18 protein-coding genes are annotated in these 21,923 nt (G+C 63.4%); 8 read left to right on the top strand and 10 right to left on the bottom strand.

What is annotated here, in order from left to right:
- Positions 1 to 7 precede the first annotated feature (7 nt).
- Positions 8 to 439 (bottom strand): TerB family tellurite resistance protein, encoded by a 432-nt coding sequence (locus AC07UC_RS19215; RefSeq protein ID WP_202321861.1) that lies wholly within the window; start codon positions 437 to 439, stop codon positions 8 to 10.
- 120 nt (positions 440 to 559) lie between these two features.
- Between AC07UC_RS19215 and AC07UC_RS19210 the strand changes: the two genes are divergently transcribed.
- The 4 genes from AC07UC_RS19210 (at position 560) to AC07UC_RS19195 (ending at position 3,048) form a co-directional block, all read left to right on the top strand.
- The gene (locus tag AC07UC_RS19210) at positions 560 to 1,345 is read left to right on the top strand and encodes a TSUP family transporter (RefSeq protein ID WP_202327356.1); all 786 of its coding nucleotides are present in this window, start codon (positions 560 to 562) and stop codon (positions 1,343 to 1,345) included.
- A gap of 52 nt (positions 1,346 to 1,397) precedes the next feature.
- Positions 1,398 to 1,568, top strand: a complete 171-nt coding sequence (locus AC07UC_RS19205; RefSeq protein WP_080511798.1) for a hypothetical protein — start codon at positions 1,398 to 1,400, stop codon at positions 1,566 to 1,568.
- Positions 1,569 to 1,669: 101 nt separating this feature from the next.
- A complete protein-coding gene (locus AC07UC_RS19200; RefSeq protein ID WP_494907060.1) occupies positions 1,670 to 2,500 on the top strand; it encodes a helix-turn-helix domain-containing protein in 831 nt (276 codons plus the stop codon).
- Between the two features lie 128 nt (positions 2,501 to 2,628).
- Positions 2,629 to 3,048 (top strand): VOC family protein, encoded by a 420-nt coding sequence (locus AC07UC_RS19195; RefSeq protein ID WP_494907059.1) that lies wholly within the window; start codon positions 2,629 to 2,631, stop codon positions 3,046 to 3,048.
- A 275-nt stretch (positions 3,049 to 3,323) separates the two neighbouring features.
- Here the strand turns inward: AC07UC_RS19195 and AC07UC_RS19190 are convergent, their stop codons facing one another.
- Both AC07UC_RS19190 and AC07UC_RS19185 read right to left on the bottom strand, forming a co-directional pair.
- Complete coding sequence (locus AC07UC_RS19190) at positions 3,324 to 4,799, bottom strand: cobyric acid synthase (protein WP_494907058.1); 1,476 nt, start codon at positions 4,797 to 4,799, stop codon at positions 3,324 to 3,326.
- Entirely contained in the window at positions 4,799 to 5,413 is a 615-nt protein-coding gene (locus AC07UC_RS19185) for a dimethylsulfonioproprionate lyase family protein (RefSeq protein ID WP_494907057.1), read from the bottom strand. The genes AC07UC_RS19190 and AC07UC_RS19185 overlap by 1 nt, the downstream gene beginning before the upstream one ends.
- Positions 5,414 to 5,557: 144 nt before the next feature.
- Between AC07UC_RS19185 and AC07UC_RS19180 the strand changes: the two genes are divergently transcribed.
- On the top strand, positions 5,558 to 6,724 hold the full coding sequence (locus AC07UC_RS19180; RefSeq protein ID WP_140773024.1) for an isobutyryl-CoA dehydrogenase: 1,167 nt from the start codon (positions 5,558 to 5,560) through the stop codon (positions 6,722 to 6,724).
- Between the two features lie 26 nt (positions 6,725 to 6,750).
- Positions 6,751 to 7,635 carry a 3-hydroxyisobutyrate dehydrogenase gene (gene mmsB, locus AC07UC_RS19175; protein WP_494907056.1) on the top strand — a complete coding sequence of 295 codons (885 nt, stop codon included), beginning with the start codon at positions 6,751 to 6,753 and terminating at the stop codon, positions 7,633 to 7,635.
- A gap of 281 nt (positions 7,636 to 7,916) precedes the next feature.
- Here mmsB and AC07UC_RS19170 read toward each other — a convergent pair whose 3' ends face one another.
- The 7 genes from AC07UC_RS19170 to AC07UC_RS19140 all read right to left on the bottom strand — a co-directional run bounded on the left by AC07UC_RS19170 (position 7,917) and on the right by AC07UC_RS19140 (position 17,437).
- Positions 7,917 to 8,561, bottom strand: coding sequence for a cytochrome c oxidase assembly factor Coa1 family protein (locus AC07UC_RS19170; protein ID WP_494907055.1), 645 nt, complete (start codon positions 8,559 to 8,561; stop codon positions 7,917 to 7,919).
- A gap of 150 nt (positions 8,562 to 8,711) precedes the next feature.
- Complete coding sequence (locus AC07UC_RS19165) at positions 8,712 to 9,077, bottom strand: hypothetical protein (RefSeq protein ID WP_494907054.1); 366 nt, start codon at positions 9,075 to 9,077, stop codon at positions 8,712 to 8,714.
- Between the two features lie 136 nt (positions 9,078 to 9,213).
- A complete protein-coding gene (locus AC07UC_RS19160) occupies positions 9,214 to 10,593 on the bottom strand; it encodes an aspartate aminotransferase family protein (protein ID WP_494907053.1) in 1,380 nt (459 codons plus the stop codon).
- Between the two features lie 257 nt (positions 10,594 to 10,850).
- A complete protein-coding gene (locus tag AC07UC_RS19155) occupies positions 10,851 to 12,908 on the bottom strand; it encodes a prolyl oligopeptidase family serine peptidase (RefSeq protein ID WP_494907052.1) in 2,058 nt (685 codons plus the stop codon).
- 73 nt (positions 12,909 to 12,981) lie between these two features.
- Entirely contained in the window at positions 12,982 to 14,157 is a 1,176-nt protein-coding gene (locus AC07UC_RS19150; protein WP_494907051.1) for an MFS transporter, read from the bottom strand.
- On the bottom strand, positions 14,154 to 15,335 hold the full coding sequence (locus AC07UC_RS19145) for an MFS transporter (protein ID WP_140773008.1): 1,182 nt from the start codon (positions 15,333 to 15,335) through the stop codon (positions 14,154 to 14,156). Before AC07UC_RS19145 ends, AC07UC_RS19150 begins: the two co-directional genes overlap by 4 nt.
- 170 nt (positions 15,336 to 15,505) lie before the next feature.
- Positions 15,506 to 17,437 (bottom strand): phospholipase D-like domain-containing protein, encoded by a 1,932-nt coding sequence (locus AC07UC_RS19140; protein ID WP_494907050.1) that lies wholly within the window; start codon positions 17,435 to 17,437, stop codon positions 15,506 to 15,508.
- 263 nt (positions 17,438 to 17,700) lie between these two features.
- Between AC07UC_RS19140 and AC07UC_RS19135 the strand changes: the two genes are divergently transcribed.
- Both AC07UC_RS19135 and AC07UC_RS19130 read left to right on the top strand, forming a co-directional pair.
- Complete coding sequence (locus AC07UC_RS19135; protein ID WP_140773005.1) at positions 17,701 to 19,278, top strand: trimethylamine methyltransferase family protein; 1,578 nt, start codon at positions 17,701 to 17,703, stop codon at positions 19,276 to 19,278.
- A 74-nt stretch (positions 19,279 to 19,352) separates the two neighbouring features.
- Positions 19,353 to 21,923: a GcvT family protein gene (locus AC07UC_RS19130; RefSeq protein WP_140773003.1), complete on the top strand. Its 2,571-nt coding sequence runs from the start codon at positions 19,353 to 19,355 to the stop codon at positions 21,921 to 21,923.

Here is a 21,923-nt window from a genome sequence, read left to right as displayed (position 1 = left end):
ACAGCCCCTATTCTTCCGGCTTCACCACATCGACCGGGCTGATGTCGAGCAGGTCGAGCGTGCGGCGCAAGAGGCGCACCTCGCTCTCGGCCAGCTGCGAATCCGCCTTGGCGATTTCCGCCATGTGCCGAGCCAATTGCTTGCGCCGTTCGACGTCGAGATCGCGAAACAGCGCGATCGCCTGCGAGCCGTTGGTCTCGTAGCCGAACTCGTTGAGATATTCGATGACGGCGTCGATGCTGGTTTCCTGGATGCCGAAGGCATCCTTGCAGATGCGCCGGAAGGCAACCATCTCGCTCTCGCTCACCGTCCCGTCGGCCAGGATCATGCGGAAAAGCATCAGAAGTTCGGCCGACAGCACCGGATCGTCCGCGACCTTGCGCACGCCGGGGTCGCCGTCGAAGATCGAGCGTATCTGGTCCAGCAATGCGAATGCCATGGGCGGCCCCTTTCCGATTCCTCTTCAATAGAGTTAGCGCGGAATCGGCCTTGCGCAAACGGGGCTGTCGTGGTCGAACGCCCCGCTATCTCCAGTCTACCGGACATCTCCACATATCAGATGATCGACCTCACCACCCAGACTGTCGCCATGCTCGCCCTGGCCGCCTTTGCGGCGGGCTTTGTGGACTCGATTGCCGGTGGCGGCGGACTGATAACCATCCCCGCACTGCTGCTTGCCGGGTTCTCGCCGGTCGAAGCGCTTGGGACCAACAAGCTGCAAGGCATGTTCGGCTCCGGATCGGCGACGATCCACTATGCCTCCAAGGGTCATGTCGACCTGCGCCGACAATTGCCGTCGGCCCTGCTGGCGGCCGCTGGAGGTGTCGTTGGCGCCTTGCTGGCCACCATCGTTCCGGGCGACCTGTTGCGCGCCCTGTTGCCGCTGGTGCTGATCGCCATCGCACTCTATTTCGCGCTCAAGCCCAACATGAACGATGTCGACCGGGCCGAGCGCCTGTCGCCCTTCCTGTTCGGACTGACCCTGGTACCGGCAATCGGCTTCTATGACGGCCTGTTCGGCCCCGGCGCCGGTTCCTTCTACATGCTGGCCTTCGTCGCCCTTGCCGGCTACGGCGTGCTCAAGGCGACGGCACATACCAAGCTGCTCAACTTCGCTTCCAATATCGGCGGCTTCATCGTCTTCGCCGCCGTCGGCGTCATCTCCTGGAAGATCGGGCTGATGATGGGCGTTGCCCAGTTCCTCGGTGCCCGCGTCGGTGCGAGCCTCGCCATGCGCATCGGCGCCAGACTGATCAAGCCGCTGCTGGTGATCGTCTGCCTGGCGCTGGCGGTGAAACTGCTGGCCGACCCGGCCAACCCGCTGCGTGTCCTGATTGGTGTGTGATCACGCGCCTGTTACTATGCCGGTGTTCGAATCATGTTGGAGGAGCCCGGACATGAATCTCAGCGCGCCTACCCAGATTGTTTTCATCATTTCTCTTGTCATTGCCATCATCGGCATTCTCGCCGCCCTTGGCGTTCTCGCCTTTATCCCGCTCGCATCGGTGTGGATCGTTCTGATTGCCTACATCGTGCTCGCCGCCGGCTGCCTGATGCGCGGCGCCTGACAAGTTCCCTTGAAGTGGGGACGCAGAGCGCCCGGCCAAAAGCCGGGCGCTTTTGATTCTGACCTTCGGTCTGCTAGATTTCCCGAGCAGAAGGATGGCCGATGCCGATCGAGACGCAGCGCGGGAAGGAACAGGACCGCTCCATCGCGGGGCGCTTCGAGATGCGCCGGCGCCTTCCCGATCCTGTGCTTGATGGCATCGTGTCAGACATTTGCGGCTATCGCGAAACGGCGCCCGGCCATGTCCGTAATGTCGAATACGCTTCGCTCACAGTGCCGCTGGTGATCAGCTTCGCCGAACCCTTCGCCATCGGCCTCGGCAAGGCGCCCGGCGACAATGACCGCTTCGCCAGTTTCGCCGCCGGCCTCTTTGCCGGACCGGTGATGATCGAATCCTTCGGCACCGCCTGCTGCGTGCAGGTCAACTTCACCCCGCTTGGCGCGCGCCGTTTCTTCCGCCTGCCGATGAGCGAACTGACCGACAGCATGGTCGTCCTCGACGACGTGCTGGGCGCCGAGGGCCTGGCGCTGCGCGAACGGCTCGGCAACGCGCCGGACTGGGCGTCGCGTTTCGACCTCGCCGAAGCTTTCGTCGCCGCCCGTCTTGCCGACGCCGGCGAAACGCCGCTCGAAATCGCCTGGGCCTATGACCGCATCATCACATCAGGCGGTCGGGCCCGCATTTCCTCCATTGCGGAAAGACTCGGCTGGAGCCGAAAGCATCTCGCCGGCAGCTTTTCCAATGCGATCGGCATCGGCCCAAAGACATTGTCGCGCATCGTCCGCTTCAACCGGGCGCTCGGCCTGTCGCGGCAGCAGACCGCCGATTGGGCCGATATCGCCGCCGATTGCGACTATGCCGACCAGGCGCATCTGGTGCGCGAATTCAGGGACCTTGCCGGCGAGACGCCGACGGCACTTTCGGTCAGGTAACATTTCTTCAAGACGCCGGAACGGCCTTCACCCAGATTGATGCATGTCGCCCAAAAGTGCGTAGCGGTTTCGGGACGACGACATGCACAAGCAGGATTCATCGACCAACCCCATTGAAGGAGATCGACATGGTCACCAGCAACGAAGCCCCGCGCCTGTACCCTGCCCTGCGCTACAAGAACGCGGCGAAAATGATCGACTGGCTCTGCGAAGCCTTCGGCTTCAGCGTCCGCGCCCGCTATGGCGAAGGCGATGTCGTACACCATGCCGAACTGGTTTTCGGCGCCTCGATGATCATGCTGGGCAGCGCGCGCGACGACGACTATGGCAAGATGGTCGGCGAGCCCAGCACAGGCGGCGGCAAATCGATCTATATCGCCGTCGACGATGCCGACGCCGCCTATGCGAGGGCGAAGAAGGCCGGCGCAACGATCATCCAGGAAATGGTCGATCGCGACTATGGCAGCCGCGAATTCATCTGCCGCGATCCGGAAGGCGGCGTCTGGTCGTTCGGCACTTACTGGCCGAAGGCGGGGGATAAGGGCTGAGCTACCGTCGCCGACGCTGCAGGTTGGCGAAAGCATCCGAACTTCGTCATCCTAGGGCGAAGCAGGAGCGAAGCTCCGTCGCGAAGACCCTAGGATCCATTCCGTGACCTCTATCGAAGGACGCAGCGGAGCAGAATTCTGAACCGTTGCAACGCGTTAACCTCACGGAATGGATCCTCGGGTCTGCGCCGCGTCGCTACGCTCCTTGCTCCGCCCGTGGATGACGACCGGGGGGCGTTTATCGCTAATTGCCAAGGCGGTTCGCCAACCGACCCCTACCGAGCCAGGCCGAAAATCGCGTTACAGTCGAGATGGGTCTCCAATTCGGCCGCGACCTCGTCCAGCGCCCGTTCGACTTCGGCACGGTAGTCGATGCCACCGCCCTTGATGCCAAGGCTTTCCAGGAATTTCCCGCGAAAGGCGTCGGCGCCGAACAGGCCATGCATATAGGTGCCGATCACCTTGCCATCGGCCGAGATCGCGCCATCGTCGACGCCATTGATGACAGCCGACGGCCGCAGCGTATCCGGGCCGGTGGTACGCCCGAGATGGATTTCGTAGCCATCGAGCGGCAGGTCGAACTGGACCGAGCGGGCGCTGACATTGCGCACCGTCTTCTCCGGCTCCATCACCGTTTCAATGTCGAGCAGGCCAAGCCCCTCGGCCTCGGTGACGCTGCCTTCGATGCCGTCGGGATCGCGCACCATACGCCCAAGCATCTGGAAGCCGCCGCAAATGCCGACAACATGGCCGCCGCGCTTGCGGTGCGCAGCAAGATCCTGGTCCCAGCCGTTCTCGCGAAATTTCAGGAGATCGCCGATCGTCGACTTGGAGCCGGGAATGACCACCAGCCCGGCGTCCTCCGGCAACGGCTTCCCCGGCGGCACGAACACCACTTCGACCTGCGGTTCGGCCTTGAGCGGATCGAGGTCGTCGAAATTGGCGATGCGGCCAAGCATCGGCACCGCCACTTTCAACGCACGCCCCTCGCCGGAGGCCAGCCGTTCCAGCACCACCGAATCCTCCGAAGGCAGCCGCGCCGCCGCCTTCAGCCACGGCACGACGCCAAAGCAGCGCCAGCCGGTGAAACTGTCGATTGCCTTGATGCCGTCATCGAACAGCGAGACATCGCCGCGGAACTTGTTGATGAGGTAGCCGACGATCATGCGCCGGTCCTCTTCCGTCAGGATCAGATGCGTGCCGGCGATGGAAGCGATGACGCCGCCGCGATCGATGTCGCCAACGAGAACCACAGGCACATCGGCACGCGTGGCAAAGCCCATATTGGCGATGTCGCGGCTTCTGAGGTTGATTTCGGCCGGCGAGCCGGCTCCCTCGACGATGATGAGATCAGCGCCCTCGCCGACCTTGGCCCAGGAGTCCAGAACCGCATCCATCAGCCGGCCCTTCAGCGCCTGGTAGTCACGCGCCCGCGCCTCGCCGAACACTTTTCCCTGGACGATGACCTGCGCGCCGACATCGGTCTGCGGCTTGAGCAGCACCGGGTTCATGTGCACCGACGGTGCAACACCGCAAGCGATCGCCTGCAGCCATTGCGCGCGGCCGATCTCGCCGCCGCCATGGCTGTTGTCTCCGGGAATGTCGGCGACGGCGGCATTGTTCGACATGTTCTGCGGCTTGAACGGCCGCACCTTCAGGCCACGCTTTTTCGCGGCGCGGCACAGGCCGGCGACCAACACCGTCTTGCCGACATCCGAACCCGTCCCTTGCAGCATGATCGCCTTGGCCATCAGCTTCGGCCCTGCGCCGCGGTTCCGGTGATCGTGGATTTCTGCGCCAGCGGTCCGCCGCGCCAGATGTAGAGCGCCAGAAGCGGCTCGTTGCCGGTTCGCATGGCATGGTTGACATTGGAAGCGTGATGGACGACCTCGCCGGCCTCCCGCTTGTGAAAACCGCCCTCGCCCATGCGCCATTCCGTGCCGCCGGTCAGCGGGATGTAGATCTCCTCGGCGACGTGATGATGGTCTGGGTAGACGATTTCGGGTCCAAGGATCAGCAGGCCGGCCGCCACCTCATCATTGGCGAAATGACCGCGCGTGCCGAACAATTCCAGCCAGCCATAATTGTCGATGAAGGTCTTGCCGAAATCGGCCCCGGTGTAGGTCTGCCCCCAATGCAATTCGTTGCGTCGCTGCGCCAGCAATTGGACCAGCGGTTGCGCAGACATCGGTGCGAGGTCAGCCACGCAAGCGAGATGGCGCAGGCAACCGAGCGCATGCGACTCCAGCGCGCGCGCCGGCATATCCCAGCCGATGCGCACGACGGCGTCGCGCACCAGCGCGTCATCCACCGAAGCGAGATAGGCGTGGAACCGTCCCAGCAGCTCATCGAATTTTGTCGTCACATCTTGCTCCGGACATGCATTGGCGCACAGCCGCTCCGCAGGGGATCGGGTTGCGCGGCGGCATCATTGGTCTAGATTGGTGCGCGCGCAAAGCCAAAAACGACAGGCCAGCGGGCTAGCTGGCCAGCACATAGGGAGCACGCCATGGACGCCGCGGTCGATGCGAGCACCAGCCAGTTCGAACTCAACGAGGAACAGCGTGCCATCCAGGAGATGGCGCAGGCCTTCGCCGCCGATCGCGTCGCGCCGAATGCGCTCGACTGGGACCGCAGGAAATACTTCCCCGCCGACGTGATCCGCGAGACCGGGCCGCTCGGCCTCGGCGGCATCTATGTCAGGGACGATGTCGGCGGTTCGGCCCTCGGCCGCCTCGACGCCGTGCTGATCTTCGAGGCTCTGTCGCATGCCGACCCAGGCTTTTCGTCCTTCATCTCGATCCACAACATGGTGGCCTGGATGATCGACCGGTTCGGTAATGACGAGCAGCGCCAGCGCTTCCTGCCGAAGCTGACCTCGATGGAATGGCTGGCGAGCTACTGCCTGACCGAGCCGGGCTCCGGCTCGGATGCCGCGGCGTTGAAGACGCGCGCGGTCAAGAGCGGCGGCGACTATGTCCTCAACGGCGCCAAGCAGTTCATCTCGGGCGCTGGCGACAGCGACGTCTATGCCGTGATGGTGCGCACCGGCGCCGATGGGCCGAAAGGCATTTCCACGATCATCGTACCGAAAGATGCGCCCGGGCTCTCCTTCGGCGCGAATGAACACAAGATGGGCTGGCACATGCAGTCCACCCGCCAGGTCATCTTCGAGGACTGCAAGGTGCCGGCGGAGAACCTGTTGTCGGGCGAAGGCGCAGGCTTCGGCATCGCCATGGCCGGGCTCGATGGCGGCAGGCTGAACATCGCCGCCTGTTCGCTGGGCGGCGCGCAGTCGGCGCTCGACAAGGCGCTGTCCTATACCGCCGAGCGCAAGGCCTTCGGCTCGAAAATCAACCAGTTCCAGGCCCTGCAATTCAGGCTGGCCGACATGGAGACCGAGTTGCAGGCGTCGCGCATCTTCCTCTATGCCGCCGCCTCCAAGCTCGACCGCAAGACGCCCGATGCCGGCAAATGGTCCGCCATGGCCAAGCGCTTCGTCACCGACACCGGCTTCAACGTCGCCAACAATGCGCTGCAACTGCTCGGCGGCTACGGCTATCTGCACGACTACGGCATCGAGAAGCTGGTGCGCGACCTGCGTGTTCACCAGATCCTCGAAGGCACCAACGAGATCATGCGCGTCATCATCGCGCGGGCATTGATCGGCCGCTGAAGCCAGCAAACTCCGGGAGAGAGACAATGACGACGATCGCCTTCATCGGCCTCGGTAACATGGGCAATCCAATGGCCGCGAATCTGGTCAAGGCGGGGCATCAAGTGCACGGCTTCGACCTCATGCCCGAGAATCTGACGATCGCGCGCGAGCATGGCATCGTCGTCATGGCCAACGCACCGGCGGCGGTGAAGGATGCCGACGTTGTGATCACCATGCTGCCCGCCGGCAAGCACGTGCTGTCGGTCTACGAAGACATTGCGCCCAAGGCAAAGAAGGGCGCGCTGTTCATCGATTCCTCGACCATTGATGTCGAATCGGCGCGCAAGGCGCATGCGCTCGCTGCCAAACACGGCCTGCTCTCGATCGATGCGCCCGTCTCGGGCGGCACCGGAGGTGCCACGGCCGGCACGCTGACATTCATGGCCGGCGGCTCCAACGATGCCTTCGCCGCCGCCGAGCCGATCCTGAAGCCGATGGCCGGCCGTATTGTCCATTGCGGCGGCGATGGTGCCGGCCAGGCGGCGAAGATCTGCAACAACATGATCCTCGGCATTTCGATGATCGGCGTCGCCGAGGCCTTTGTGCTGGCGGAAAAACTCGGCCTGTCGCATCAGGCGCTGTTCGACGTCGCCTCGACATCTTCAGGCCAATGCTGGTCGCTGACCACCTATTGTCCGGTGCCCGGCCCCGTGCCGACCTCTCCCGCCAACAGGGATTACAAACCGGGCTTTGCCGCCGCCCTCATGCTGAAAGACCTGAAATTGTCCCAGGAGGCAGCACTTGGCGCTGGAGCGGTGACCCCGCTTGGCGCCGAAGCGGCGCAACTCTACGCCCTGTTCAGCGCCCAGGGCCATGGCGGCGCCGATTTCTCCGGCATAATTAATTTTCTCAGGGGTAACCCAGCGTAAGCAACGGATTTGATGGACTTTTCCGGATTCCTCCGGCAGAAAAACCGCAAATTTAGATTTGCTTAAGCTCTCGATAACTCCGCGGTAACGATGTCGCTATAAAACTGATCGTGAGGCGGACATATCGCATCCGCCCGGCGCTCCGGATCAGGTCTCGCGTACCGGAGCCCGTAAGTTTCGCCAAGTGTTCGAGTAGCGAAGCGCCATGCGTATCTGGCAAAGCCGCGTTCCCGATGGAGCGCGGTTTTTGCATTTCTGCAGCGCTCAAGCCGGGCAGACGTCTATATTCCGATCGCCGCGTTCGGGATTGGCACGTGATCTTCGTTGGTCAGCACGATCGGCGCATCCACTCCATCAACCCTGACCACGAGCAGGCGCATGCTCCAAGTGCCGGCATTGCGAACCAGATGGGAAAACACGGTGCCTTTGCCCTTGGCGCCGTGGACGGGAATACTGAACTGCGCGTCGCCCGTCCCATTCGCGTTGACGTTGAGATGGCCGCCGACCCAGAACTTGTCGGTCAGGTCGTCGCCAATGGCAGCCTGCACACGAGTGTCGGTGCGAATGGCATCCATGGTCATGTGGTAGGCGTCGTTGCCCTTGAGCATGAAGGGGATGCTGCCGACCATGGTCGCACAGCCGCCGATACTGACCACCCAGACGGCAAGGCCGGCGATCGCCCAGTTGCGCTGCGTCTTGCGGAACTGTTCCGCGTCGCGCCAGGCCCGGTTCTGCCACGCCCAGCGGCTGCCGCGCGCGCCAAGCACGATGATCACGATGAGGTTGACGACCGGGATCAGCGCCAGCAGCGCGATGAAAGTGCTGTTGCCGATACCCCAGATCCAGTTGAGGAAAAAGGCGCCCCAATTCCAGCGGTCGAGTTCGGCCGGGATTTCGGCGGGTTGGTTAAGCGGCTGTCCGGCCATGGAGGTCCCCCTGATGCAAGCCGGCCCAGATCGGCTCTGGAATAACGGCACGCATAACGCGCTGCAGGCAAATCTGCTTCAGTGGGTTCTACATCACCATCCCGAAAACCGTAACCGGTCCCCTTCGGGCGACAATCCGTGGCCTCGGGGTCAAGTTTTCGACGAAAGGCGGCGAAAATTCGCCTTTACCGTGCGGCTGGCCGGCCTCAACGCCGCGCTGACCGAAAGTTCAGCGGCGACGCCGTTGAACAGCGACGGTGTGCGGCCGGAAAAAACCTCCGGCCAGAACCGCGATGCCGATTGCAGCAAGGACATTTGCGCCGCAAGCGTGCCTTCGGCCATGGCAACGGTCTTCTCGCTGACCGCCCTTGCCGTCTCGGTGCCCCAGGGTTCGCCGCTCCTGGCGTCCATGACCATCAGGGGCAGGCGCATCATGGCCACCAACGGCGCCAGCATCAGATCCGCGCCGATGCCGGCGGCGTCTTGCATACGTCGGCTCTTGCCGGTCTTTTTCATGAAAACAAATCCCTTGTCGCGGCCGACGCGGCCGCTGCCTGACACACTACGCGCCGTGAGTGGAATTCGTTCCCTATAAGGACAGCATCTTTCCGAGGCTGGGCGTTTCCGTCGGGGAAACGCCCAGCCGAGGTTCTTATCGTTTGCGCAGATCTGCCTGAGCCAGATCCAGCGCCTTGCCGATACGCTCGCAGGCCATGTCGATCGTGTCGCGGGTCCAGATCAGTGGCGGCGACAGGATCATCGTGTCGCCGGTGGCGCGCAGCATCATGCCGTTGGCGATCGCATGGTCGCGCACCGTCACCGCGGCACTTCCCGACGGCAGGAACCGCTCCTTGGTCGCCTTGTCCTTGACGATCTCGATCGCGCCCATCAGGCCGATCGAACGCACCTCGCCGACGAGGTCATGTCCGGCAATGCGCTCCTGCAGGGCCTTGGCGAAATAAGGCCCGGTGTCGTTCCTGACACGGTCGACAAGGCCCTCCTGCTCGATGATTTCAAGATTCTTCAACGCTACGGCGCAAGCCACCGGATGACCGGAATAGGTGTAGCCGTGATTGAACTCGCCGCCCTTCTCGACCAGCGTCGATGCAATGCGGTCGCCGACCAGCAAGGCCGACAATGGCTGGTAACCTGACGTCAGCGCCTTGGCCGTGGTGATGGTGTCCGGGTCGATGCCAAGCGTCTGCGCCGCGAACCATTCACCGGTGCGGCCATAGCCGGTGATGACCTCGTCCAGCATCAGCAGAACATCATATTTGCGGCAGATGCGCTGGACTTCCGGCCAGTAGCTCGCCGGCGGAATCTTGACGCCGCCCGCCCCCATTACCGGCTCGCCGATAAAGGCTGCGACCTTGTCGGCGCCGGCCTCGAGGATGGCGTCCTCGACCGACTTTGCCGCGCGCAGGCCGAAATCATGGTCGCTCTCGCCGGGCAGTGCCAGTTCATAGGCATAGGGCATCATCACATGGACGATGTTGGGCACGGCGCCGCCGAGCTGCTTGTGCATGGCATCCATGCCGCCGAGCGAGGTGCCGGCGATGGTCGAGCCATGATAGGCCATCTTGCGCGAGATGACGCGGTTCTTTTCCGGCTTGCCTTCCAGCACCCAGTAGTGGCGCACGAGGCGCAACGCCGTGTCATTGGCCTCCGAACCGGAGGAACCATAAAACACCTGGTTGACGTGCTTCGGCGCGATCTCGGCCAGCTTCTTGGACAACAGCACCGGCGTCGGCGTCGAGCATTTGAAGAAGGAATTGTAGTAGGGCAGTTCCTTCATCTGGGCGTAAGCGGCCTCGGCCAGTTCGTCACGGCCATAGCCGATGTTGACGCACCACAGCCCGGCCATGCCGTCGAGGATTTCGGCCCCTTCGGAATCGTAGATGAACGGGCCGTTGGCGTGGGTGATGATGCGCGAGCCGGCTTCGCGCAGTTCCTTGTGATCGGTGAAGGGGTGAAGATGATGCGCGGCATCGATCTGCTGAAGCTGCTTCAGCGAATAGTTCTGATAGGTCATGTCTGGATCTTTCCTCTGGATTCAGTCCGGCTGGCGCCGGGGCGAATGCATCAGAGGGCTGCGGGCGGTGAATAACCGATGCGGGCGCACAGCCGCAAAAGCTCGGCGCGCAGCGTGCGCGGTGACGGTGTCACCGCGACCCGCGATGCGCGAGCCTCAAATGCGCTAACCAAGGTCCTGACGAGAGCCATGCCGGCACCTTAGAGCAAAGGCTGGTCGAGGTGAACCACCCTTTGCTTGGCCATGAACGAATGATTCTAGGCCTTGGCGGTCAACGCCCGCTGCAGGAAGACATACTTCATCGCCGTCTGCGCCGCCTGCGGCCGGCGGTCGCCACGCCCGCCATGTCCGCCTTCGGTTTCCTCGAAAAACAGCGTCTTGGCGTGGCCGGCCTCCTGCAGGCGAGCCGCCATCTTGCGCGCATGGCCGGGATGGACGCGGTCATCGGCGGTCGAGGTCGTCAGCAGCACCGGCGGATAGGCGGGATTGGCCTTGACGTGCTGGTAGGGTGAATAGGCGGACAGCCACTTGGCGTCTTCCGGCTTCGACGGATCGCCATATTCGGCCATCCATGAGGCGCCGGGCGGCAGTTCGGTGTAACGCAGCATGTCGAGCAGCGGCACCTCGATGATGGCGGCGCCGAACAGTTCCGGGTGCTGCGTCAGCGAAACGCCGGTCAGCAGGCCGCCATTCGAGCCGCCCTGGATGCCGAGCGAGCTTGCTGTCGCGATGCCCCGCTTCACGACGTCCTCAGCCACCGCGGCGAAATCGTCAAAACCGTTCTGGCGATTGCCTTTCAGCGCCGCCTGATGCCAGGCCGGCCCGAACTCGCCGCCGCCACGGATGCAGGCCTGCACATAGGCGTTGCCCTTCTCCAGCCACAGCCTGCCGCGCACGCCGGCATACCCGGGCAAGAGCGGCACTTCGAAGCCGCCATAGCCATAGAGCAGCGTCGGCACCGGACCCTTCTGGTCGCGTCGCCTGACGACGAAATACGGGATCATCGTGCCGTCCTTCGAGCGCGCCTCGAACTGCTCCGAGATCAGCGGCGCGGCATCGAACCGCGCCGGCTGCGACTTCACCATGGCCAGCGTCTCGCCATCGTCATCCGACCAGATGATCGAGCTCGGCGTCAGGAAATCCGTGAAGGAGAACGATACGCTCGACCCGAAATGCTCGGCATGGCTGATGCCGACAGTGCCGTTTTCAGGCAAAGCCACCGGTTTCATGGACCAGGCGCCCTCCTTGCGTTCGCAGACAAGAACCTTGCCGCGGACATTGTCCATCAGGCTGATGAACAACCGGTCCTGGGTCCTGGCGAGCCCGGCGATGGACACGCGATTCGCCGGCGCCAACAGGGTTTCGATGGCCCCAAAACCGCCAGTTTCGATCCAGTGGGCGAAATCGAGCGAATAGAGCCCGTCCGGCTGGCACACCGTGCCGTCAGGCGCCGTCCACGGCGTGCGCACGCCGAACACCAGTTGATCCTTGAAAAGCGATGTATCGGTGGCGTCGTCGGGCAGCGGAATGCGCCTGTTTTCACCAGACGGCAGATGCAGGAAACTGTGCGACGCGAAGAAATTGATCGCCCGCGCCAGAAACACGTGGCGCTTGTCGCCATCGAACTCGACGCCGGCGCCGGCGGCGAGATCCTCGGTCTTTGCCTCGAAGATCGGCGTTGCCTTTTCCAGCGTCGTGCCACGCTTCCAGAGCTTGATCACGCGCGGGTAGCCGGACTCGGTCTTGTCGGCCTCCTCGAAGGCCGCCGAGACAATGACCGTGTCCTTGTCCAGCCAGCCGAAGCTCGACTTCGAGGCCGGAGCCCGGAATCCACCCTCGATAAACGACTTGGTTTCGATGTCGAACTCACGCATCTCGCTGGCGTCGCCGCCATCGGGCGACATCGACAGCAGGCAGCGGCTGAAATCCGGATAGAGCCGGCTGGCGCCGCTGAACACCCATTTTATCCCCTCCTTCGCCGCAAGCTGGTCGAAGTCGATGATTGTTTCCCAGACCGGCTTCTCGGTCTTGTAGGAAGCGACGGTCGTGCGGCGCCACAGGCCGAGCGCATTGGTCTTGTCCTGCCAGAAATTATAGACATGGCCGGCGATTGCCGCGCCGACCGCGATATTGTCCTCGGCCGTCATCAGGTCGAGCGCCGTCTCGAACGACGCCTGGTAGGACGGATCGCCCTGCAATTCGCCAACCGTGATCTCGTTCTGGCGGTGCACCCAGTCCAGCGACTGTTTGCTGGTCCTGTCTTCCAGCCAGAGGAAGGGATCTGCGGCTTCTGGCTTGGCGATGGGCTTGGTCATGTAATCTCCGATAGGCAGTGCTTCGGCATGCAACATCGACATGCCTTGTCCGATATTCAATAGCTGCGGCATCTCAACAAAGGATTCGGGCCTTACCGCGACCAGCGACACTGGCAACCGCCAGCACCAGGCACATCAGGCCCAGCGTGATCGGAAGGCCACCGGCGCCCAGCAAATCCATCGCGCTTCCCGCCAGCGGCGGCACGGCGATGCCGCCGACGCCCCACATCAGCGAGAAGGCGGCGTTGCCGGCAACCAGTGTCGAGCCGGTGAAGCGCTCGCCAAGCTCAATGATCGACATCGTGTAGATGCCGTACGAAACCGCGCCCCAGACAAAGATCATCGGCCAGATCAGCGGCGTTTCGATGAGAAGAGGCAGCAGCACGCATCCGAGCACGGTCAAGCAAACACAGGCAAGCCGCACCAGACGCGCGGAAATCCGCTCCGCCAGCAGGCCGAGCGGCACCTGCATGGCGATGTTGCCGGCAATCATCATCGACAGCAGCGCCGACATGCGGACCTCCGCGATGCCGTAATGGGTGCCATAGACCGGCAGCAGGGCGAGCGCCCCCTGTTCGAAACCCGCGGCAACGATGACCGCAAACAAAAGCAGCCACGCCATCGGTACGAAGCCCAGGACCGAAACCTGGTGACCGGCCTCGTCCACCTTGGGCAGGCGCGGCAGTACCGAAGCCAGACAGATGCCGCATAGAACGAAGGCGGAAATACCGACGAGGAAGGGTGGCCAGCCTTCGGTGCCGACGGCAAGCAGACAAAGCGGGCCGGCCGCGAAGCCGGCCGAGATGATCGTCGAATAGACGCCCATGATGCGCCCTCGCCGCGCCGGCGGCGCCAGTGCGATCACCCAGATTTCACTCAGCACGTAGAGCGGATTGGTCACCGCGCCGATCAGGAAGCGCAGCGGAAACCACAGATAGACATTCTGCGTCCAGCCGATCAGCGCCAGCACGACAGCCGAAAGCGCCGCACAGGTAAGCGCCGTCCGCCCTGCCCCGAACCGCCGCGCCAGCCCCGGGATGAGCGGCGACGAGACGATGAAACCGATCGGCGTCATCGCCGCCGACAAGCCGATCATTGCCGGCGAGACGCCCTGGCGCTGCAGGATGAAGCTCAACAGCGGATAGGACAGCCCTTGCGCGATCGCGAACACCGACACGGTCGCGATCACACCGGTGATCGCTGCCCATTGCATCCCGGCCTGGCTGTTGTCCGGACTGGCCGCCATCATGCCTGGCCGCTCCGGCGAACCGATGCGCGATAGAGCGCGAAGATCACCAGCAAGGCGTCGAGGCCGATGATCACCACGGGCAGGCCCAGCGGGCCGATGCCCTGCATCAGCAGGCCGGCGCCGGGCGGCCCGACGATACCGCCAACGCCCCACAGCAAGGCGAAGGCGGCGTTGCCGGTGACAAGCAGTGAGCCCTTGAACCGGCTGCCGAGTTCGACCAATGCCATCGTATAGACGCCGTAGCCGACGGCGCCCATCACCAGCAGCACGCCCCATATCAGCGGCGTCAGGATCAGCAGCGGCAGCAGAATCGCGCAGGCGGCCGTTGCCATCGCGCAAGCCAGGATCATCGCACGGCCACCGAACCGCTCCGCGAGCAGGCCAAGCGGGATCTGCAGCAGGATATTGCCCAGGGAAAGCGCCATCACCAGCGCGGCGAGCACGGCTTCCGGCAAGCCATAGCCGGCGCCGAAGACCGGGACCAGCGCGTAGGTGCTTTGCTGGACGGCGGCCGAGACCAGCACGGCCAGCAGCAGCGCCGGCGCCAGCCGTGCAAAACCGATAAAGCTGCCGGCGGGCTGGCCGTCATCCTCGAAACCGGTGAGCTTCGAGGAGACAAGGCGCAGGATGATAGCGCAAAGCACGAAGCCGCCGACACCGACGCTGAAAGGCCCCCAGCCCGAAGTGCCGACCAGGGTCAAGGTGAACGGGCCGGCCGCATAGCCGGCGCCCATCAGCGTGTTGAACACACCCATCACACGACCGCGCCGTGAGGGCGGAGCCAGCGACAGTGCCCAGACCTCGCCGAGGATATAGAGCGGGTTGATGACGACGCCGATGATGAAGCGGATGACGTACCAGGCCACCCAGTTTTGCAGGTAGCCGATGCCCAGGAAGCACAGCGCTCCAACCAGCGAGCAGCCGACCGCCAGGTTTCGCGCACCGACCAGCCGTACCGCCGCCGGCACGAACGACGCCGACAGGATCAGCCCGAGCGGCATCATTGCCGCCGACAGGCCAATCAGCCCGGGCGACATGCCTTGCTTCTGCATCAGGAGCGTGAACAGGGGCGAGCTCAGCCCTTGCGCGGCGCCGAACATGGCAAGCGCCGCGGTCACGCCGGCAAGCGCCGCCCACTGCGTCCCCGCTTCGCCTTCGCTCGAGCCGGTTGCGACCATTCCGTCATTCCATGTGAGGTGCCGGCTGACCTCCCGGCCGGCAAGCGTCACTAGCTACTGGTTCGATCAGGGGAAAGAAAGGGCCGGCACGGGAAATCCGCTTGCGCCAATCAACCCGAGCGATTGGCGGTCACCGATCGGTCCGGATTGAAACGCGCGACTTGGCGATGCTACGGAAAATACCGGGCAATCGCGCCTTTCTTGCCTTCGGCGTAAGGTTTCAGCCACTTGTCGTCGATGGAAATCCCGTCATCGGAGGAAGGCCCTTTGCCGATCGTCCTTCGCCAGGCGCGGAACTTGTAGTGGTCGAAGACGTCGAGCATGTGCACGGCATAGGCCGCGGCAAACGTTTTGTCGCCTTCCACGATCACCAGGTTCTCGTCGTTTTCGTAGGACGCCTTGTAACCGAGATTATGGCTGCCGGTGATGACGGTGGCGTTGTCCTCCATCGGATCGATGATGACGATCTTGTCGTGCACGATCGCATGACCGACGGTCAGTACCTCCGCCTGGAAGTCACGCGCGATCGTGGCGCCGGTAAGGTTCGCCGCTCGCACGATGGAGACATTCGGCGCTTCCCAGACCTTCTCCGGATAGACGAAGGGCGCCTTGCCGTCCTTGTTCGACTTGTGGGTGACCGGATCCTTGGTCGGAGCGACATAGTTGGGCATGGCGGTTTCATCGCTGATCGCGCCCTGCACGATCAAATTCGGATCTGCCTTCGCGGCCGCGACGGCCTGGTCGACAATCGAGTTTTCGCCAAGCCGCGAAGGATTGAACACCAGGAACAGCACCGCCCGCTTCGCCGCCTTGATACGTGCGAAGACATCCTCGAGGTCCACCGGGCGCACCGAGATATCCTTCTTGCTGCGCTTCGGGTCGTTCGGGGAGAACCAGACGGTCATGCCGTCCAGCGCCGAGGTCGCGCCGTTCAGCGGATTGGGCAAATGGTTGTCCCCGCGGAATGGCACACCTTGCATCTGCACGACGTGCCCGGCAGCGGTTTCGCTGGCTGGCGGAGGAAACACATCCGCCTTCATGCGTTGCCAATAGTCGTTGAAGACCTCGGCCATCGCGGGATCGTCACGGACGAAGGCATTGTTGGACTGTCCGCAAATGCCCGTCGAGGTCCAGTTGGTGCTGCCGGTCATCACCGCCAGCGGCTTGCCCTGCCCATCACGGTAGACAGCGAATTTGTTGTGGCCGATATGGTTGTTGTTGAACAGGCGATCCGTCACCACCACACCCGCATCGCGCAGGCGCTGCCTGTAGCGAAAGTTGCCGGCATCCCAAACCTCGGTCTTGTCGTCTTCGGCCGCGTCTGGAAGCTTGCCCTTGCCGGAATTGGAAAGGATGACCTCGACGACATCCTTCGCGGCGATGATAGCGTCGCACAATTCGTCATCACCAAGCTCATAGAGGGCAAGCCTGACCGTGCCGCCCTCGGTCCTGGCCCGTTTCAGGAGACTGGTCAGCACATCGGGTACATCGCCATGCAGATAGGCGCGTATCTTGCTGGTCGGGTCCTGAAGGATCGCGGCGATCTTCTCGCGCTGCCCCACCTTGATTCCCGCCTCCTGCAACGCGTGCGACATCCATTGCGTCGACAGCACACCATTGGTGAAGGCAACGCGTGCCTTGCCGAACATCTGGCCAAGGAAGATCGGCGGGCTGACGGCGCCCTGGCCGAGATAGCCAAGCGGCCGCGCCGGCCCCGTATAGGCGGGTTTGCCGTCGACGACCTGATTAGGGCGCACCGGCACCGGATCAAGGCCCGGCTTCATGTCGCCAATGGGACGCACCCGGTAGGCGATCATCTCGCCATCCGGCCTGACGTCGATGCTGTCGCGCCGTCGCCGTACGGTCAAATCGCGCCAAAATGTCTTCTGCACCGGCCAGACGCCGGTGTCCTGCGGAATCCATCTCGGATTGCGCTGCCCCTTGAACGGCACCCAGGACGCCAGGCAGCGCTCTTCGCCGGTGTCGGGATAGAGGCGCACGATCTCGAAACCGAGGCAACCCGGGATCATCCCATCAATATCCCAGGAAAGGAACGCGACTTCGTTGTTTGTCGCGGCACGCACTTTGACGACGTCAGGCATGGCTGCCCCCTCCAAAGACGTTAAGCGCCAAAGTATATCAGAAGTAAAAGACGGAAGTGTAACGCACCCCACGTCGGCCTCCGTCCCGCCTGCCGCCCGCTGGCATTTCCCGGCGAGCCGGTCTGGCCAAGGCGAATGTCGTAGCCGCACAACTGTCGTTCCGGCATGTCGCTTCCCTCGCCCTAGTGGTCGCCGCCTCCGCAATGGCCGGCGGGCCGCCGGTCCATTATGCCGCCCGCTATTCGCATCCTACGAGGACCATCATGACCGCCGCCCTAAACCCTGCAGAACCGGCCCTGGCACCCGACCGTGCCCGCCGTGGCGGCCGCGCCGGAAAGCGAGCCGGAGGCTCGGCCGCGTTCGAGCAGCCGCCGTTTCGGCAGCTGAAGATCCCGCTGCAGCCCACGAAGCTGGTTTCGGACGACGAACTGGAGTCAATCCACCTCGCCTCCTTGCGCGTGCTCAGGGAAATCGGCGTCGACGTCCTGCACGACGAGGCCCGGCGTATCATGAAGGCGCATGGCGCCGACGTGCGCGAAGGCTCGGAACGCGTTCGCTTCGACAGCGACATGATCCTCGAACTCGTCTCGCATTGTCCGTCCGAATTCACCATCCATGCCCGCAATCCCGCGCACAATGTCCGCTTCGGCGGCAATAATCTCATCATCTCGATGATGGCGTCGGCACCCAATTGCTCCGACATCGACCGTGGCCGCCGGCCCGGCAACCAGGCGGACTACCGCAATTTCCTGCGCCTTGCGCAGATGCACAACATCCTGAACTGCACCGGCGGCTATCCCGTCGAACCGACCGATATCCATCCGTCCGTCCGCCACCTCGAATGCGTTCGCGACCTCGCAATGCTGACCGACAAGGTGTTCCACATCTATTCGCTCGGCAAGGAACGCAATGTCGACGGCATTGAAATCACCCGCATCGCGCGCGGCATCAGCCACGAGCAGCTGCTCGAGGAGCCGTCCGTCTTCACCATCATCAACACCAATTCGCCGCTCAAGCTCGACGTGCCGATGATGGAAGGCATCATCCAGATGTCGAGCAAGGGCCAGGTCGTCATCGTCACGCCTTTCACCCTGTCGGGCGCGATGGCGCCGGTGACCATCGCCGGTGCGCTGGTGCAGCAGAATGCCGAGGCGCTGTCGGGCATTGCCTTTGCCCAGATGGTGAAGAAGGGCGCGCCTGTCGGCTATGGCGGCTTCACCTCCAATGTCGACATGAAGTCCGGTTCGCCGGCCTTCGGCACGCCCGAATACATGAAGGCGCAGCTTGTCGGCGGCCAGCTTGCCCGCCGCTACAACATTCCCTATCGCACCTCCAACACCTGCGCCGCCAATACGGTCGACGCGCAGGCGGCCTATGAGAGCGTGTTCTCGCTGTGGGGCGCTATCCAGGGCGGCGGCAACCTGATGATGCACGCGGCCGGCTGGCTGGAGGGCGGCCTGCGCTGCTCCTACGAAAAGACCATTCTCGACATCGACCTCTTGCAAATGGTGGCGGAATTCCTGACCCCGCTCGATTTGTCGGAAGAAGCGCTAGGCTTCGACGCCATACAGTCGGTTGGCCCAGGCGGCCATTTCTTCGGCACCCAGCACACGCAGGACCGCTACAAGACCGCCTTCTACTCGCCGATCCTTTCCGACTGGCGCAACTTCGAGACCTGGGCGGAAGCCGGCTCGCCGACGGCGCTGGAAAAAGCCAACAAGGTCTGGAAAGAGCGGCTGGCGTCCTATGACGAGCCCTACATGGACCCGGCCATCCGCGAGGAACTCAACGACTTCGTCCAGAAGCGCACGGCCGAAGGCGGCGCGCCGACCGATTTTTGATCGCGCTTGGCGTGCGTCGTCACGCGAGCGACCGAAACCTCTGATTCAATTTACGCAAAAACGGACCTATCTTCATGAAATCCCACGTAAAAGCGGTTGTCATCGGCGGCGGCGTCGTCGGCTGCTCGGTGCTCTATCACCTGGCCAAGGCCGGCTGGACCGACATCATGCTGATCGAGCGCTCGGAACTGACCTCCGGCTCGTCCTGGCACGCGGCGGGCGGCTTCCATACGCTGAACGGCGACCCCAACGTCGCCAAGCTGCAGGCCTACACCGTCCAGCTCTACAAGGAGATCGAGGAAATATCAGGCCAGTCCTGCTCGCTGCACCTGACCGGCGGCGTGATGATGGCCGATACGCCCGAGCGCATGGACTTCCTGCGGCTCGCCCACGCCAAGGGCCGCTATCTCGGCATGGACACCGAGCTGATCACGCCTTCGGAAGCCAAGGCGATGTTCCCGCTGATGGATGAGACGAACTTCGTCGGCGCCATGTGGGATCCGGTCGAAGGCCATCTCGATCCTTCGGGCACGACGATCGCCTACTCCAAGGCGGCCAAGAAACTCGGCGCCGAGATCGTGCTGCGCAACCGCGTCGTCGACCTGACGCAGCAGCCCGACGGCACCTGGAACGTCGTCACCGAACAGGGCACTGTCCATGCCGAGCATGTCGTCAACTGCGGCGGCCTGTGGGCGCGCGAGATCGGCCGCATGGTCGGCGTCGAGCTGCCGGTTCTGGCGATGGAGCACATGTACCTGCTCACCGAGCCGATGCCTGAGGTCGAGGAATTCAACAAGTCGACCGGCCGCGAGATGATCGGCGTGCTCGACTTCAAGGGCGAGATCTACACCCGCCAGGAGCGCAACGGCATCCTGCTCGGCACGTATGAAAAGGCCTGCAAGCCGTGGTCGCCGGTCAACACGCCGTGGGATTTCGGCCATGAATTGCTGCCGCCGGACCTCGACCGCATCGCGCCGTCGCTGGAAATCGGCTTCAAGCATTTCCCCGGCATCGAAAAGGCCGGTATCAAGCAGATCATCAACGGCCCCTTCACCTTCGCGCTTGACGGCAACCCGCTGGTCGGCCCGGTGCAGGGCCTGACCAATTTCTGGTGCGCCTGCGCCGTCATGGCCGGCTTCAGCCAGGGCGGCGGCGTCGGCCTCGCTCTGTCCAACTGGATGGTGCATGGCGATCCCGGCTTCGACGTCTGGGGCATGGATGTCGCCCGCTTCGGCGAATGGGCCGGCCTGCGCTACACCAACGCCAAGGTGCGCGAAAACTATTCGCGCCGTTTCTCCATCCGCTTCCCCAATGAAGAGCTGCCGGCAGCGCGTCCGGCGCAGACGACACCGCTCTACGACACAATGCTCGCCAACAACGCCGTCATGGGCGATAGCTGGGGCCTGGAGACCCCGCTGTGGTTCGCGCCGAAGGGCAAGGAGCCGAAGGACATCGTCTCCTTCCACCGCTCCAACGATTTCGGCCCGATCGGCGAGGAAGTGCGCGCCACGCGCGAGCGCGTCGGCGTCACCGAGATCGCCAACTTCGCCAAATACGAAGTGTCGGGACCGGGCGCGGAAGAGTTCCTCAACCGGCTGATGACCAACCGCATGCCGAAGACCGGCCGCATCGTGCTCACCCCGATGATCAACGAATTCGGCAAGCTGATCGGCGACTTCACCATCGCTAAAGCCGGCGAAGACCGCTTCATGATCTGGGGCTCGTCGGCCGCGCAGAAATACCACATGCGCTGGTTCGAAAAACACCTGCCGAAGGATGGTTCGGTGCGCATCCATCGCTTCGACCAGACGCTGGTCGGCCTCTCGATTGCTGGGCCGAAGTCACGTGACCTCTTGCAGAAGCTGGTCGACGTCGACATCTCGACCAAAGCCTTCCGCTTCATGGATTTCCGCGAGATGGCGGTCGGCGGCGCGCCCTGCCTAGTCAACCGCATCACCTACACCGGCGATCTCGGCTACGAGATCTGGATGGCGCCGGCCTATCAGCGCCTGGTCTACAAGGCGATCAAGGATGCCGGTGAAGAATTCGGCCTGGTCGATTTCGGCATGCGCGCGCTGCTGTCGATGCGCCTGGAAAAGAACTTCCCGACCTGGTTCCGCGAGTTGCGGCCGATCTACGGCCCGTTCGAAGGTTCGATGGACCGCTTCATCAAGCTCGAGAAGAACGATTTCATCGGCCGCGAAGCCGCCGCCAAGGAACAGGCGGAAGGACCAAAACTGCGCCGTGTCTCCTTCATCGTCGACGCTGCAGATGCCGACGTCATGGGAGACGAACCGATCTGGGCCAAGGTGAGCAAGGATTTTGGCACGGTGGAAAAGCCGCATGGCTATGGCGCGCCGCGATTCGACGACAAGGGCAAGGAAGTGCGTGGCTCCAAGGCCGCCGAGGGCGCTTCGGCCGTGCGCGGCATCATCGACGGCGACTGGCGCGTGGTCGGCTGGGTGACGTCGGGCGGCTATGCCCATTATGTCCAGAAGTCGATGGCGCAGGGTTACGTTCCGGCAGCACTGGCCGAGGATGAAAGCGCCGGGCTGTTCGAGATCGAGATCCTCGGACATCGGCGTCCGGCCCGCATCAATGTCGAGGCGCCGTTCGATCCGAGCGGCGAGAAGATGCGAACCTGA

Source organism: Mesorhizobium sp. GW821-FHT04C10, from assembly GCF_059420305.1.
Note: the sequence above shows the minus strand (reverse complement) of the source record. Positions and strands in the feature narration are given on the sequence as shown.